Below are 15,452 nucleotides of genomic sequence, written 5' to 3' on the forward strand. Positions count from 1 at the left end.
GTGCGTATATGCAGAGATATTTTATTCCTGCTGAGGGCTGGCAGGACCAGTATGTCACTATTAGTGGCGATGATGCTCATCATATTATTCGTGTAATGCGATATCAAAAAGATGATCAGATTATATGTAATCATCCAGACACGAACGCGGCAATATGCAGGATCACTGAAATTGAAGATGGTGTAGTCTACTTAGTCATTGAAAAGTGGTTGGATGAAAATGTTGAGTTACCTGTTCAAGTAACTATTGCTCAAGGATTACCTAAAGGAGATAAACTCGATTTAGTTTTACAAAAAGGAACTGAGTTAGGAGCATATGGTTTTATACCCTTTAAAGCAGATCGATCGGTTGTGAAATGGGATAACAAGAAAGAAAAAAAGAAGCAGGAGAGGTTTACAAAGATAGTTAAGGAAGCTAGTGAACAAAGTCATCGGAACAGAATTCCAGTGGTCTATAACCCAATGAATCTTACCGAGCTCATTGAAGAAAGCGCTCATTATAGTGTCAAGATATTCGCATATGAAGAAGAAGCTAAAGTTTCTGAATACCTCTCTTTTAGTAAAATAGTTAGCCAGTTGAGTAAAAAGGATCGAGTGTTAGTTTGTATTGGACCTGAAGGTGGGTTTTCATTAGATGAAGTTGAAAAGCTCAAAACGCATGGTTTTATGGCAGTACGTTTAGGACCTAGAATCTTACGTACGGAAACGGCTCCTCTATACGTACTTGCAAGTATTTCATATCATACAGAAGAATTGGGGTGCTGATAATGCCAACAGTTGCATTTCATACATTAGGATGTAAGGTTAATCATTATGAAACAGAAGGTATTTGGAATATGTTTAAAGCTCAAGGTTATGAAAGAGTAGATTTTGAACATCATTCTGATATTTATGTAATTAATACTTGTACAGTTACCAACACAGGAGATAAAAAGAGTAGACAAGTTATTCGACGTGCTATCCGAAAAAATCCTGAAGCGGTAGTTTGTGTAACGGGATGTTACGCACAAACATCTCCGGGTGAAATTATGGAAATACCTGGAGTAGATATCGTTGTTGGTACGCAAAACCGAAAAAAAATGATTGAGTACATTGAAGAACATCAAAAAACACGTGAACCTATTAATGGTGTAGCAAATATCATGAAAAATCGTGTGTTTGAAGAAATGGATGTTCCTGAATTTACAGATCGTACGCGCGCATCATTAAAAATTCAAGAAGGATGTAATAACTTCTGTACATTCTGTATTATTCCATGGTCTCGTGGATTATTACGTTCAAGAGATCCAGAAAGTGTTATCAATCAAGCACAAAAACTAGTAGATGCGGGATACAAAGAAATCGTCTTAACTGGAATCCATACAGCTGGATATGGAGAAGACATGAATGATTATAATTTTGCTAGGCTTTTAAAAGACTTGGAATCTAAAGTCGACGGGTTGATGCGTATTCGTATCTCTTCTATTGAAGCAAGTCAAATTACAGATGAAGTAATAGAAGTGTTGGATCAATCAGAAAAAATTGTACGCCATTTGCATATTCCGTTACAATCTGGTTCCGATACGGTATTAGAAAGAATGCGAAGAAAGTACTCTTCTGATTTTTATTTTGAAAAGGTAGAAAAAATTAAAAAAGCATTACCAGACTTAGCAATAACATCTGACGTTATTGTTGGTTTTCCTGGTGAGACAGAAGAAGAGTTTATGGAAACATATAACTTTGTTAAAAAAGTTGGATATTCTGAACTTCACGTTTTCCCATTCTCAAAAAGGACTGGTACCCCTGCAGCACGTATGGATCATCAAGTAGAGGATGATGTGAAGAATGACCGTGTTCATCGTTTGATAGAGTTATCGAATCAACAGGCAAAGGAATATGCCTCTAAATATGAAAACGAGGTGCTTGAAGTAATTCCTGAAGAGCACGTTCAAGACCAAGAGGATCCAAATCTTCTAATTGGATATACGGATAATTATTTAAAAGTTCAATTCCAGGGAACCCCTGATATGATTGGTAAAATTGTACGAGTTAAAATAAATAAAGCTGGTTATCCAATTAATGAAGGTACGTTTGTGCGTATTATGGATCATGCAACACATTCCTATGTAAATGCGAATGCCTAGTCATGTACATGACTAGGTTTTTCCATTGCTTTTTTGGTAGATAGGAAAGTATAAACTTTCTTATCCTACAAGTGCAACGAAGGCATTCACCATAATGGCTGGGCGAATGCCAAGTTTTCTAATATAATTTGTTGCTTTTTGAGATAATATTAGAAGTAGTATAAGTAAGATAAAGGAGCGAGAATTTATCGAAATCAGAGTTGCGGATCCTCATTCCGCTGAACTCTAAAAAACATCGCACTATAAAGAACCTTTATTATTAAATTAGATTTTTTATACTATACATGCTATTATATGCATGAGGTACGTACAACTAGGAGAAAGGGAGTTATCCATGAGTAAGGATCTAGCGAAATATATAGACCACACACAATTAAAACCAGAAACAAAACAAGACAAAATTTCACAAATAGTAGATGAAGCAATCGAGTATGAATTTGCTTCCGTTTGTGTCAACCCACATTGGGTTTCCTATTGTTATGATCGCTTGAAAGATACAAATGTAAAAGTTTGTACGGTTATCGGCTTCCCATTAGGTGCAACGACTACTGCAACTAAAGTTTTTGAAACAAAAGATGCAATTGATAACGGTGCTACTGAAGTAGATATGGTTATTAATGTTGGCGAATTGAAATCTGCTAATGATGATTTTGTTAAAGAAGACATAAAAGCAGTAGTTGATGCAGCAAAAGGCAAAGCATTAACGAAAGTAATTATTGAAACTTCATTATTAACAGAAGACGAAAAAGTCCGTGCATGTAAATTAGCAAAAGAAGCAGGTGCTGATTTTGTTAAAACTTCTACTGGTTTCTCCGGTGGTGGGGCAACTGTTGAGGATATTGCATTAATGCGAAAAACGGTAGGTCCTGACATAGGTGTCAAGGCATCAGGTGGTGTACGTGATTTAGAGACTACAAAAGCTATGATTGATGCAGGTGCAACTCGTATTGGAGCAAGTGCTGGAGTAGATATTGTACACGGAAATAAAGGAACATCTGATTATTAATATTTTCCATAAAAAGTCATGTATTAAAAATAATCAGTTGACATTAATTGTGGATATATTATAATAAATAAAGGCATGTGAATGATACATATGCCTTTACAAACTGTTTTATGCTTCGGAGGGAGGGAAATTAGCATGTCAAATACAACTCGCGTTCGTAAAAACGAGTCTCTTGAGGATGCTCTTCGTCGCTTTAAGCGTAGTGTGTCAAAAAGTGGTACACTACAAGAATATCGCAAGCGTGAACACTATGAAAAACCTAGCGTTCGTCGTAAAAAGAAATCTGAAGCTGCTAGAAAGCGTAAATACTAAAGAAGGTGCTGTAAATGTCACTATTAACACAACTCAATAATGATATGAAGCAAGCAATGAAGAATAAAGACAAAGATACCCTTAGTGTTATTCGCATGGTGAAAGCTTCATTACAGAATGAATCGATTAAACTTGGTAAAAGTGATCTTTCTGAAGACGAAGAATTGACGGTTTTATCAAGAGAATTAAAACAAAGAAAAGATTCCCTCCAAGAATTTAAATCAGCTGGACGCGATGATCTCGTTGAGAAACTTGAAACGGAAATCAATGTTTTACAAGAATATATGCCTAAGCAACTTTCTGATGAAAAGTTGGAGGCAATTGTTCAGGAAACGATTCAGGAAATTGGTGCATCTTCAAAATCAGATATGGGTAAAGTGATGAGCGCAATTATGCCAAAAGTAAAAGGTAAAGCTGAAGGCGCTACAGTGAACAAACTAGTTTTAAAGCATCTGAACTAATAATTACCCAATAAAGGTCTAAAAATCCTTGTCTAATTGACAAGGATTTTTTATATAGGTGAATTTTTCGTTTATCCCGCATATAACGAGCAGTAAGACCCCCACTTCAAACCTATGAGGAGAAACCAAGGAGATTAAGCGTGGATCAACTGCCCGTAGATGTCCGATTCGTTTATCTAACCCACTGATTGAAGATTTACTTTATTACTAGTCCTAAGGAGTGGGACAAGTTTAAAATATCTTCCAATCAGCTGTTATGGTAAAATTTAATTGTAAAAAAATGAAACGTAAATAGTGCTAAGATCGTATATACTATAGACAAAAGGGAGGTGACTTCATTTGCAATGGAAAAGGGTGGTCACATACATAATCACAGCTATCATATTGGTTAGTTTTTTTATTAGTGAAGAAACCATGTTAAAGGCAGAAGATGGGGCTGGTAAATTAGTTTATGTTATTCCGGTAGAGGATGATGTTGAACGTGGATTAGAGGCGTTTATGTCAAGGATGACTACTGAAGCTATAGAAGAAGGTGCAGATCATATTATCTTTGAAATAGATACACCAGGTGGTCGTGTAGATGCAGCTGAAAATATTGCTAAAATCCTACAAGATTTAAATATAGAAACTACTTCATATATAACCTCAAGAGCACTATCTGCTGGTTCGTATATTGCTTTAAATACGGATAATATCTATATGAATCCACAAGCAACAATGGGAGCAAGTGGAGTAATTACGCAAGATGGTAATGCTGCAGATAAAAAAGCTCAATCTGCATGGTTAAAAGCGATGACAAGTGCTGCAGAGTCAAAAGGTAGAGATCCGTTATATGCTGCTGCAATGGCCGATGAAACGATAGATCTACCGGAATACGATGCTCCTGAAGGATCATTCTTAACTCTAACTCCTCAAGAAGCAGTTGAAGTAGAATATGCACAGGGAATTGTTTCCCATCGAACGGAGTTGCTTTATGAATTAGGATTATCTAATGCAAACGTGGTGGAATCTGAGCCAACTTTTGCCGAAGGTGTAGCGAGGTTCCTAACTAATCCTGTTGTTGTACCAATTCTCTTATCTTTGGCAAGTTTAGGATTAATTGTGGAATTATACTCGCCTGGATTTGGTGTTCCTGGTACAATGGGTCTAGTTGCATTAGTCTTATTTTTCTACGGTCATTTTGTTGCAGGTTTAGCTGGAATGGAAGCAATTATCCTGTTACTATTAGGTATTGGGTTAATTATTGCAGAATTTTTTGTTCCCGGTGGGATTTTAGGTTTGATTGGAATAGGTTCTATTATTGGATCCTTATTCATGGCAGGTGCAGATTTTGGACATATGTCGATGAGTATTGCCATCGCATTTTTAGTTGCAATTATTGCTTCTGTTATTTTATTTAGACGTATTGGATTGGATAAAGGTGTGTTCCGACACGTCATTCTAAGAGATCGTACGACTACTGAACTTGGCTACGTATCCAAGGAGAATCGATTAGATTTAATTGGTCTAGAAGGAGTTACTGTTACCCCATTAAGACCATCTGGTACAGCAATATTAGATGATGAAAGACTAGACGTTGTCTCTGAGGGTAGTTTTATTGCAGCGAATAAACCGATAAAAGTAGTAAAAGTAGAAGGAGTTCGCGTTGTTGTTCGAGAATTATAATATACGGAGTTCTATTAGAACACCGATATATATAGAAAAAATTAGGAGGAATGTATGATGGAATTTGGAGATTTAATGCCGTTAATTTTAATTGCGGTGATCTTAATTGCAGTTGCAATATTATTTACATTTATACCAGTTGCACTATGGATTAGTGCTTTAGCTGCTGGTGTTCGAGTTGGTATTTTACAACTAATTGGTATGCGTTTAAGACGAGTTGTGCCTAACCGAGTGATTAATCCACTTATTAAGGCACATAAAGCGGGATTAGATGTATCTACACCACAATTGGAAAGCCACTATTTAGCAGGTGGTAATGTAGACCGAGTTGTCAATGCATTAATTGCAGCTCACCGAGCAAATATAGATTTAAGCTTCGAACGTGCTGCAGCGATTGATTTAGCTGGTCGTGACGTATTAGAAGCTGTGCAAATGAGTGTTAATCCAAAGGTAATTGAAACACCATTTATTGCTGGTATTGCTATGGATGGTATTGAAGTAAAAGCGAAGGCGAGAATTACTGTGCGTGCCAACATTGATCGACTCGTTGGGGGTGCAGGAGAAGATACGGTTATCGCACGTGTTGGTGAAGGTGTTGTAAGTACAATTGGTAGTTCAGAAACTCATGCTCAAGTACTAGAAAATCCTGATTCTATTTCACATAATGTACTCAGCAAAGGGTTAGATGCAGGTACAGCTTTTGAAATCCTATCGATTGATATTGCTGACGTTGATATCGGCAAAAACATTGGAGCTATTCTACAAACCGACCAAGCTGAAGCAGATAAAAACATTGCTCAAGCGAAAGCAGAAGAACGTCGTGCAATGGCGGTTGCCCAAGAACAAGAAATGGTTGCTCGTGTTCAAGAAATGCGTGCTAAAGTTGTGGAGGCAGAAGCAGAAGTACCACAGGCACTTGCTGAAGCATTACGTTCAGGTAAGATGGGTGTTATGGATTATATGAATTACCAAAATATTGATGCTGACACAGATATGCGTGATTCAATTGGTAAGTTAACAAAAGATGATCATGATGAAAATGATAAATAATTATCAACTTATATTTGGAAGGAGGGGTTAGGTTGGGAGAGTTAATTGATTTTTTTCTTGGTAATATTTTTTTCTTAGTGATTGTTATTGGAGCTCTTTTGAGGCTATTTAGTGGAAATTCCAATCAAAATAAAGAAGAGCAAAGAAAAACACAACAAAACAGACCAAGACAACAAACGAATCCTAGACCATCCACATCCCCTTCACGCGCGAATACGCAAAGGGACGTAAAAACGAATACAACGGCTAGTCAGTCTATCTCGGTAGAGGAGCAACAAAAGCAGCAACTCGAAAAGTTAGCAGGTAGAATGAATACGAAAATGGAGCAGTCTATAGAAGATCTTTCAACGAATACGACTGACCTAGGTGAGACCCTTAAGCGACCTAAAAAAGAAGCAACCTCACTTAAGGAAGAAGATTATCGAAAACGAATAAAAGGTAACTTATCTCGTGATGGGCTGGTAAACAGTGTGATTATGGCTGAAGTATTGGGAGCACCTCGTGCACGAAAGCCATATCGTAGTGTTATATCCGAACGTAATAAGTAAAAGCAAAAGCTATATGAGAGTAGCATAAGTTACTCTCATATAGCTTTTTTATGTAGGTTCACTTTATCCCTCCTATAGCTGGTTATAACAATGAAGAAAGGTAGAGAGCAACATTCAGTAAATGTCCAATTTGTTCCAGTCATTGTGATACGAATAATCAGCGCTGAAGGAAGAAAAATTCCCTCTGATTGAAGTTTCACTTTATAGTTCTGATCCTCTATATTTTTACATAAATATGTTTATGAGAGGAGGCTGCATTTGTGAAAAAAATGCATCAACGAATTCGACCTTGGTTAATAAAAAAATTTGCACTTCCTTCCGATGTAATTCTAGAACTACCTAGAATTACCATTATTGGTCAACTACATGTATATATTGAAAATCATAAAGGTTTAGCAGTCTTTACTGATAATGAACTAAAATTAAAAACAACAAAAGGGTACATACAAATAAAAGGCTCATCTTTTGTATTAAAGATGATGTTGCCAGAAGAAATATTATTAGAGGGGAAAATTTCAGATGTGAAGTTTATCTCTAATTAGAATAATAAGTGATTTTTTTGGGGGGCAAACATGAAGCAAATACAAGGATCGTATATCACTGGATATGTAACTGTTTTGGTAGAAGGTAATATGCCCGAATTATTTTTTCAGGATTGTATAAATAACGGTATTACTGTATGGGAAATAAAAAGGGAGGCCCCAAACGCTTGTAGTGGGAATGTAAAATTAAAAGATATCGGAAAAATAAAATCCTTGAGAAGAGGGAAAAATTATAAGGTATCTTTTACTCGCAAAAAAGGATACCCTTTTATACTTTCCCGGTTTTTTAGAAGAAAAGAAATTGTAATTGGAATGGCATTGAGTATTCTTCTCATTTTCTTCTTATCGAATATTATCTGGAAGGTCGAAATAACAGGTGTACCAAAAGATATTGAAGAAAAAATAGATAAGCAACTAAGAGATTATGGTGTCCATCCGGGAGCTTGGTCTTTTACATTAGACAAGCCTGGGGAAATTCAGAGAAACTTAACCGAAGACGTACCAGAGCTTTTATGGGTTGGTGTGCATAAAAAGGGGACAACCTTTTTCTTAGAGGGTGTTGAAAAAACGATAGTGGAAGAGGGTGAAGTTGAAGGACCTCGGGACTTAGTCGCATCGAAAAAAGGTGTCATTAAGAACATGTATGTTTCTAAAGGACTCCCTAAAGTAGAAATAAACGACTATGTTGAACCTGGAGATGTATTAGTATCTGGTACGTTAAATGAAGTGGAAGAGCAGGGAGAAGATGAGGAAGAGATTAACGAAAAAGAAAAAAGAATCTTGGTGGCTTCAGAAGGTGAAATCATAGCTAATACTTGGTATGAAACCAATGTTACCATTCCACTTCAAGCAAATTATGAATTGCTTACCGGAAAACATGAAAAAAAATACTTTATTGGGTTTGGAGACTTTCATCTACCAATATGGGGATTTGGTTCTCCAGAATATGAGGATATACATCGCGAAGATACCAAGAATTCCTTATACTTCTTTAAGTGGAAATTACCAATTAGTTTTATTGAAACTACATTGAGTGAAAAAACGTATAATAAGATTGAACGGACGAAGGAGCAAGCTATTCAAGCAGGTATCGAACAAGCTAAACAAGAATTACAATTACAATTAGGACCAGACGCTGTTATAACATCAGAAAAAGTTTTGCATGAATCTGAAGAGAGTGGTAAAGTAAAATTAAGCTTATATCTCACAGTAGAAGAAGATATTGCAAAAGCACAACCAATAAATCAAGGAGATTGATTATGTCTGAAAACCTAAATATGATTGATCTACATCTATCTAGTCCAAATGAGGCACTAGAGCTCTTTGGTACCAATGATAAATTTTTAAAACATATTGAAGAAAATTTAAATGTTTCCATCGTTTCTAGAGGCGAAAAAGTAGGCGTCTCTGGTAGTGATGAAGATATAAAAATGGTTCAAGATATACTATTAACATTACTAACTGTTGTACGTAAAGGATTAACGATTTCGGAACGGGATATTGTTTATGCTATTGATTTAGCAAAACAAGGTAAGATTGACCAATTTGAGACATTGTTTGAAGATGAAATTACTAAAAATGTAAAAGGTAAATCAATTCGAGTTAAAACACTCGGTCAAAAAAGTTATATTCAAGCTATCAAATCAAATGATCTTGTATTTGGAATTGGACCAGCTGGTACCGGTAAAACTTATTTGGCAGTTGTGATGGCTGTACATGCCTTGAAAAATGGAGCAGTGAAACGAATTATTTTAACCCGCCCAGCAGTTGAGGCTGGAGAAAGCCTAGGGTTTTTACCTGGTGATTTAAAAGAAAAGGTAGATCCATATTTAAGACCATTATATGATGCACTTCATGATGTTCTTGGTGCTGAACATACATTACGATTGATTGAAAGAGAAACAATTGAAGTTGCACCACTTGCATACATGAGAGGGAGAACTTTAGATGATGCGTTTGTCATTCTCGATGAGGCGCAAAATACGACTCCAGAACAAATGAAAATGTTTTTAACACGTTTGGGCTTTGGTTCAAAAATGGTAATTACAGGAGATATTACGCAAGTTGACTTGCCAAAGGGAGTAAGCTCAGGATTACGTGCGGCGAGTGAATTGCTTTCTGATATAAAGGGAATTTCCTTTATCCACCTAACACAAACAGATGTGGTGAGGCACCCTTTAGTACAACGCATTATTAATGCATATGAACAGAATAAGTAAGTTATAGATGAATAGTAAGACCCCATAAAGAGGGTCTTATTTTCTATATTTATGTTGAAAATTGGGGGGGATACAAGTGAAACTTAATTTCCAAAAATTATTAGATGCAATTTTCAAGATTAGAACAATATGGATTGCTATTTTTTTACCAGCACTTATTTTAGGCATATTCTTTTTTGGCATTACCTTAAATAATGTATTTACTGAAACATATGATATAGAACGCTTTACTAATGCAAAACAAACGATTCGTTCACCGATTACGATTGAGAATGAACAAGAAACAGAGCGTAAAACTAGAGAAACGGTTCAAGCTGTAGAGGACCGGTATCTCATTTCTGAAGAAGTGACACATGAACAAGTAGGGTACGTGGAAGAAATATTTGATGCAATAGAAAAATTAGAAAATGAATTAGTTGATCCGGATGAAACAAGTAATGATGGAGCTCCTGTTGCTTTAACTAATCAGGATAATTTAATTCGCTTAAAAGAGATATTATCACAAGAAATAGTAGAGAATGTTAATGATTCTTTATTTCTTAAACTGATGGAAATCCCTGTAGAAGAAAGAGAAGAAGGAAAAAAAGTCTTTTTGGCTTCCATGACTGATGTATTAGAAAACGGTGTTCGTACGGAAAATAAAAATAGCAGAATTAATGTGGTTAAAGAAAGTGTAAAGTATACGACACTTGACCAGGAGCTAATTAATGCATTAGAAGAATTAAGTGAATTCGCTATCGTTGAAAATTCTTTTTATGACGCTGAAAAAACAATGGAGGCACGAAAAGAGGCTGGCAACAGTGTAGATCCAGTCTTGATAAATGCTGGGGAAATCATTGTACGTGAAGGACAGACTATTACGAATGAAGTATATGAAAAGCTCAAATTAGTAGGCTTATTAAACAATGAGCGAAATATTTTTCCTGTAGTTGGTTTAGCCATATTAATATTTATGATTGTAAGTGTGATTACTTATGAAATGAAAATACTACATAAAAAAAATAAATTAGATAAAGGTAAGGTATTATCTATTCTACTAGTTAGTATGATCGTTGTTTCCTTAATGAAAGTGGTTAGCTTATACACAACACAGACAAATCAATTGTTCTTTATTGTTCCTGTAGCAACAGGAGTATTACTATTAAAACTGTTAATTAATGAACGTCTTGCCATTGTTATGGCTACTTTATATGCTATCATAGGTAGTATAATCTTCAATAGTCAAATACCTGGTGCATTAAATGTAGAAGCGGGGATTTATTTCTTCTTTTCTCAAATAGCTGGTATTATTTTTCTTCGAAATGTGAAGGATCGATTTGCTATTGTAAAATCTGGTTTAGGAATGTCTTTAGCTAATATATTAACCGTACTATTATTTGTATTTCTTTCATTTGAAAAATATTCATTACTTGATTTATTAATTTATTCTGGATATGGTGTAGCTTCTGCATTTCTTTCTGCAGTACTTACAATTGGATTATTATCTTATTTTGAATCCGGATTAGGAATATTATCGGATGTGAAGCTATTGCAATTGTCGAGTCCTAATCAACCATTGTTAAAAAAGATCTTAACAGAAGCGCCAGGAACATATCATCATTCAATAATGGTTGCAAACTTAAGTGAAACAGCTTGTGAAGCAATTGGTGCAAATGGTTTGTTAGCACGAGTAGGAGCATATTATCATGATATTGGAAAGACGATTAGACCACACTACTTTATTGAGAACCAATTAGCTATTAAGAACCCTCATGATGTAATGTCTCCTAGACAAAGTGCAGAAATTATAATAAATCATCCTTATGATGGGGCAGAATTATTAAAGAAGCATAAATTACCAAAGGAAATTATTGATATAGCAATGCAACATCATGGAACAACACTTTTAAAGTATTTTTATTATAAAGAAAAGGAAACAAATAAAAATGTAAAAGAAGAGGATTATCGTTATCCGGGTCCAAAACCGAAAACGAAAGAAGCGGCAATTATCTGTATCTGTGATTCAGTTGAAGCAGCTGTACGGTCATTAAAAGAGCCTACCGAAGAAAAAATTGAAGAAATTGTATCCTCTATCGTTAATGATAGACTTATGGATGGGCAATTGGATGAATGCCCACTAACATTGAAAGAAGTAAAAATCATTCATCAAATAATCTGTGAAACATTAAAAGGAATATTCCATTCACGCATTCAATATCCAATAAAGGAGGCAAAATAATGCATATCGATTTCCATGACAATACAAACTCGGTAAACTCTGATTATATCGATTTAATCCACCGGTTAGTGCGATTCACAGCTCAAAAAGAGGGGGTTTCAGATCAAGCAGAGGTATCTATAAGTTTTGTAAGTAATAGGGAGATCCAAGAGCTAAACCGTAACTATAGACAGATTGATAAACCAACGGATGTCATTTCCTTTGCTTTACAAGAATCAGTAGAAGGTGAATTAGATGTGATAGATGAGGATCTGCCTTTAGTTCTTGGGGATATCGTTATCTCTGTTGACCGTGCGAAAGAACAAGCTGATGACTATGGCCATACATTGGAACGAGAATTAGGTTTTCTAGCAGTACATGGTTTTTTACATCTATTAGGATATGATCATATGAACGAAGAAGATGAAAAAGAAATGTTTCAGAAACAGGATAATATTTTAGGGGAATTTAACCTTGAAAGGTAAACATAGAATTGGCTTTTCTTATGCCTGTAACGGGATAAAAGAAGTGTTTAAATCAGAAATTAATTTCCGCTTACATATTATTTCAACGATCATTGTTATTAGTGCTGGGCTTTTATTTCAATTATCACCAATCGAGTGGGCATTCATATTCTTTTGTATTGGGATCGTTTTAGTGGCCGAATTATTAAATAGTGCGATTGAAAAAGCAATGGATTATATTAAACCCGAAATACATCCTACTGCAAAGGTAATAAAAGATATTTCTGCTGGTGCCGTGTTAATAGCGGCAATAACAGCAGCTATAATAGGGACAATTATATTTTTACCTAAGATTTCAAATTATTTCTAAAGGGGCTCTAAAGTAGGGTCCTTTTTTGGCAGATAGGAAAGCTTTTTTCTGTATCAGTGAAGCGAAGGATTTCGCCATATAGACTTGCACTCAAGAGTATCATATAAGGGCTTCTAAAACACGAAGAGCTCTTTTGAAGAATCCCATTCACAAAAGTAAAGTTTTCTAAGCAGACTAAAAGATCCTTTCGTCTAATTACGACGAAACTGATAAAGTTTTTAAAGGTTTTGTCGATTACATGAAACTAGATTTTATTTGTAGTATTATATTAATTAACAAACAGTAGATAGTGAAAAAATTATCGGAGGAAACATCATGGAAAATAACTTCAAATCAGGTTTTATTACGATTATTGGTAGACCGAATGTTGGGAAGTCAACATTTTTAAACCGAGTGATTGGGCAAAAGATTGCTATCATGAGTGATAAGCCACAAACAACTAGAAACAAGATTCAAGGAGTATTAACGCAAGATGATGCACAATATGTTTTTATTGATACACCCGGCATCCATAAACCAAAGCATCGTTTAGGAGATTTCATGGTAAAATTAGCCGAAAATACACTTAATGAAGTGGATGCTATTTTATTTATGATTAATGCAGAAGAAGGTTATGGAAAAGGGGATCAATATATTTTAGATCTTTTGCAAAAGGTAAAAAACCCCGTATTCCTGATCATTAATAAAATTGATTTAATTCATCCAGATGAATTATTTCCAATTATTGAATTATATAAGGATAAATGCGATTTTGAAGAGATTATTCCAATTTCTGCATTGCAAGGGAATAATGTCAATCATTTGTTGGATATATTAAAAAAACACTTACCAGAGGGACCACAATATTATCCAGCAGACCAAGTTACCGATCATCCAGAAAGATTTATCATGAGTGAATTAATTAGAGAAAAAGTATTGCAGTTAACAAGAGAAGAAATTCCTCACTCTATAGCAGTAGTGATTGAGAATATAGAGAAAAGAGATTCTGATGCCGTGTTTATTCAAGCAACAATTGTTACGGAAAGAAAAACACAAAAAGGAATTTTGATTGGCAAACAAGGTAGTATGTTGAAAAATATAGGTAAAGGTGCTCGGAAGGATATTGAAGCATTACTAGGAACAAAGGTTTTTCTTGAATTATGGGTAAAAGTCCAAAAAGATTGGCGTAATAAGCAAAGTCAGTTGCAAGAGTTTGGTTTCCGTAATGATGAATATTAGACATGGAAAATTTTAAAACTAATTGATTCTTTATCTGTGGTAATCCTATTAGTATAGGGTTCGAACGAGTCCTTAAGTTATAAAATTAGTCGTTGTTGTTTATTGGGCTACATTTGATGTTCTAACTTAAAACATATACTTGAACAAGTATTTAAAGAAAGGTGTGGTTTCTTGTGATCGACTTTGCTTGGAAATTATTTAGTCAAACAGGAAATATTGAAACCTATTTATTATTGAAAGAGTTAGAAAATGATCCTAATCAACCAGAAAGTGATAATTCTATAGAACCAAGTGAGTTGCCAATAGATACAAAAATGTAGCATACAGATATAGGAAAATAGGTGAAGGTGTGTGCTAGAAAAAATTGAAGGTATGGTAATTAAGACGATCGATTATGGTGAAACACATAAAATTATTACGATATTTAGTAAAAAAATCGGCAAGTTCTCCGCTTTAGCAAAAGGGGCTAAAAAGCCAAAAAGTAGAATGGCTGCAGTGACGCAGCCATTCGTTTATGGAGAATTTTTAGTCTATGTAAATAAAGGACTAAGTACCATTCAGCAAGGTGAAATTATTCAGTCATATCGTGCAATTAGGGAAGATATTATTAAAACTGCATATACTGCATACATAACCGAATTAACAGAAAAACTAGTAGAAGACCATAGTCCAGATGGATATCTATACGATCAGCTTCATCAAACCGTAGAATGGATAGCAGAGCATGAAGATGTAGATATCCCTATCATGATGTATGAATTAAAATTATATGCGAAAGGTGGATTCGCTCCGGTTGTCGATCGGTGCATCAATTGTAACAGGAGAGAATCTCTAGCAGCATTTTCTATTAACGAAGGTGGATTGCTTTGCAAAAGTTGTTTATATAAGGATACGGAAGCTATTCCTCTAAGTGAGTCACTTGTGAAATTAATGCATATATTTGCTAAAATTGGACTAGAACAAGTTGGGAAGATTTCTGTTAAACCAGAGAACAAACAATTGTTACGAAGACTATTGGACTCCTACTATGATCAATATGGTGGCTATTATTTAAAATCAAAGCGATTCTTAAACCAATTAGATCAACTAAAATAGTATTTAAGTTGTTTAGTTGACAAGTTGATAAAAAATAAAGTATGATTTTTACATATTTATAACATGTGATTGCGCTGAAGGAGAATAGTACTTATGGATAGACTATTTTAAGCGAGTCCAGGTTGGTGGGAGCTGGATAAATAGTTCATAAGGAATGGCACTCTTGAGCAAGTTAGATATAAA

17 protein-coding genes and 1 other annotated feature (1 of these 18 cut by a window edge) are annotated in these 15,452 nt (G+C 35.0%); all 17 genes read left to right on the top strand.

Features of this window, described 5'->3' with window-relative positions; translation table 11 throughout:
* Positions 1 to 8 precede the first annotated feature (8 nt).
* The gene (locus GMD78_RS01535; RefSeq protein ID WP_155666451.1) at positions 9 to 764 is read left to right on the top strand and encodes a 16S rRNA (uracil(1498)-N(3))-methyltransferase; all 756 of its coding nucleotides are present in this window, start codon (positions 9 to 11) and stop codon (positions 762 to 764) included.
* Positions 765 to 766: 2 nt separating this feature from the next.
* A complete protein-coding gene (gene mtaB / locus GMD78_RS01540; RefSeq protein WP_155666453.1) occupies positions 767 to 2,122 on the top strand; it encodes a tRNA (N(6)-L-threonylcarbamoyladenosine(37)-C(2))-methylthiotransferase MtaB in 1,356 nt (451 codons plus the stop codon).
* Positions 2,123 to 2,456: 334 nt separating this feature from the next.
* Positions 2,457 to 3,128 (top strand): deoxyribose-phosphate aldolase, encoded by a 672-nt coding sequence (deoC, locus tag GMD78_RS01545; protein ID WP_155666455.1) that lies wholly within the window; start codon positions 2,457 to 2,459, stop codon positions 3,126 to 3,128.
* 135 nt (positions 3,129 to 3,263) lie between these two features.
* Entirely contained in the window at positions 3,264 to 3,440 is a 177-nt protein-coding gene (rpsU, locus tag GMD78_RS01550) for a 30S ribosomal protein S21 (protein ID WP_072887896.1), read from the top strand.
* A 14-nt stretch (positions 3,441 to 3,454) separates the two neighbouring features.
* Positions 3,455 to 3,901: a GatB/YqeY domain-containing protein gene (locus GMD78_RS01555; RefSeq protein WP_155666457.1), complete on the top strand. Its 447-nt coding sequence runs from the start codon at positions 3,455 to 3,457 to the stop codon at positions 3,899 to 3,901.
* Between the two features lie 339 nt (positions 3,902 to 4,240).
* Positions 4,241 to 5,566 carry an NfeD family protein gene (locus GMD78_RS01560; protein ID WP_246187536.1) on the top strand — a complete coding sequence of 442 codons (1,326 nt, stop codon included), beginning with the start codon at positions 4,241 to 4,243 and terminating at the stop codon, positions 5,564 to 5,566.
* Between the two features lie 57 nt (positions 5,567 to 5,623).
* Complete coding sequence (gene floA, locus GMD78_RS01565) at positions 5,624 to 6,616, top strand: flotillin-like protein FloA (RefSeq protein WP_155666459.1); 993 nt, start codon at positions 5,624 to 5,626, stop codon at positions 6,614 to 6,616.
* 32 nt (positions 6,617 to 6,648) lie between these two features.
* On the top strand, positions 6,649 to 7,164 hold the full coding sequence (locus tag GMD78_RS01570; protein ID WP_155666461.1) for a hypothetical protein: 516 nt from the start codon (positions 6,649 to 6,651) through the stop codon (positions 7,162 to 7,164).
* Between the two features lie 260 nt (positions 7,165 to 7,424).
* Positions 7,425 to 7,706, top strand: coding sequence for a sporulation protein YqfC (gene yqfC / locus GMD78_RS01575; protein ID WP_343042054.1), 282 nt, complete (start codon positions 7,425 to 7,427; stop codon positions 7,704 to 7,706).
* A 30-nt stretch (positions 7,707 to 7,736) separates the two neighbouring features.
* Entirely contained in the window at positions 7,737 to 8,963 is a 1,227-nt protein-coding gene (yqfD, locus tag GMD78_RS01580) for a sporulation protein YqfD (protein ID WP_155666463.1), read from the top strand.
* Positions 8,964 to 8,965: 2 nt separating this feature from the next.
* A complete protein-coding gene (locus GMD78_RS01585) occupies positions 8,966 to 9,925 on the top strand; it encodes a PhoH family protein (RefSeq protein ID WP_155666465.1) in 960 nt (319 codons plus the stop codon).
* A 76-nt stretch (positions 9,926 to 10,001) separates the two neighbouring features.
* Positions 10,002 to 12,143 carry an HD family phosphohydrolase gene (locus GMD78_RS01590; RefSeq protein WP_343042055.1) on the top strand — a complete coding sequence of 714 codons (2,142 nt, stop codon included), beginning with the start codon at positions 10,002 to 10,004 and terminating at the stop codon, positions 12,141 to 12,143.
* Positions 12,143 to 12,607 (top strand): rRNA maturation RNase YbeY, encoded by a 465-nt coding sequence (ybeY, locus tag GMD78_RS01595; protein ID WP_155666469.1) that lies wholly within the window; start codon positions 12,143 to 12,145, stop codon positions 12,605 to 12,607. The genes GMD78_RS01590 and ybeY overlap by 1 nt, the downstream gene beginning before the upstream one ends.
* Positions 12,597 to 12,956, top strand: a complete 360-nt coding sequence (locus GMD78_RS01600; protein WP_155666470.1) for a diacylglycerol kinase family protein — start codon at positions 12,597 to 12,599, stop codon at positions 12,954 to 12,956. Before ybeY ends, GMD78_RS01600 begins: the two co-directional genes overlap by 11 nt.
* Before the next feature lie 315 nt (positions 12,957 to 13,271).
* The gene (gene era / locus GMD78_RS01605) at positions 13,272 to 14,174 is read left to right on the top strand and encodes a GTPase Era (RefSeq protein ID WP_155666472.1); all 903 of its coding nucleotides are present in this window, start codon (positions 13,272 to 13,274) and stop codon (positions 14,172 to 14,174) included.
* A 173-nt stretch (positions 14,175 to 14,347) separates the two neighbouring features.
* Positions 14,348 to 14,494 (top strand): YqzL family protein, encoded by a 147-nt coding sequence (locus GMD78_RS01610; RefSeq protein ID WP_343042056.1) that lies wholly within the window; start codon positions 14,348 to 14,350, stop codon positions 14,492 to 14,494.
* A gap of 31 nt (positions 14,495 to 14,525) precedes the next feature.
* Positions 14,526 to 15,269, top strand: coding sequence for a DNA repair protein RecO (gene recO, locus GMD78_RS01615; RefSeq protein ID WP_343042057.1), 744 nt, complete (start codon positions 14,526 to 14,528; stop codon positions 15,267 to 15,269).
* Between the two features lie 65 nt (positions 15,270 to 15,334).
* Positions 15,335 to 15,452, top strand: a binding site (T-box leader) (it continues 58 nt past the right edge of the window).

Origin of the sequence: Ornithinibacillus caprae (genome assembly GCF_009728145.1) — a bacterium.
Classification (GTDB): Bacteria; Bacillota; Bacilli; order Bacillales; family Amphibacillaceae; genus Ornithinibacillus; species Ornithinibacillus caprae.

Bases quoted from the DNA above. Each gene is read 5' to 3' on its own strand.
- GMD78_RS01535 (WP_155666451.1), top strand. From the start codon at position 9: ATGCAGAGATATTTTATTCCTGCTGAGGGCTGGCAGGACCAGTATGTC.
- mtaB (WP_155666453.1), top strand. From the start codon at position 767: ATGCCAACAGTTGCATTTCATACATTAGGATGTAAGGTTAATCATTAT.
- deoC (WP_155666455.1), top strand. From the start codon at position 2,457: ATGAGTAAGGATCTAGCGAAATATATAGACCACACACAATTAAAACCA.
- rpsU (WP_072887896.1), top strand. From the start codon at position 3,264: ATGTCAAATACAACTCGCGTTCGTAAAAACGAGTCTCTTGAGGATGCT.
- GMD78_RS01555 (WP_155666457.1), top strand. From the start codon at position 3,455: ATGTCACTATTAACACAACTCAATAATGATATGAAGCAAGCAATGAAG.
- floA (WP_155666459.1), top strand. From the start codon at position 5,624: ATGGAATTTGGAGATTTAATGCCGTTAATTTTAATTGCGGTGATCTTA.
- yqfD (WP_155666463.1), top strand. From the start codon at position 7,737: ATGAAGCAAATACAAGGATCGTATATCACTGGATATGTAACTGTTTTG.
- GMD78_RS01585 (WP_155666465.1), top strand. From the start codon at position 8,966: ATGTCTGAAAACCTAAATATGATTGATCTACATCTATCTAGTCCAAAT.
- ybeY (WP_155666469.1), top strand. From the start codon at position 12,143: ATGCATATCGATTTCCATGACAATACAAACTCGGTAAACTCTGATTAT.
- era (WP_155666472.1), top strand. From the start codon at position 13,272: ATGGAAAATAACTTCAAATCAGGTTTTATTACGATTATTGGTAGACCG.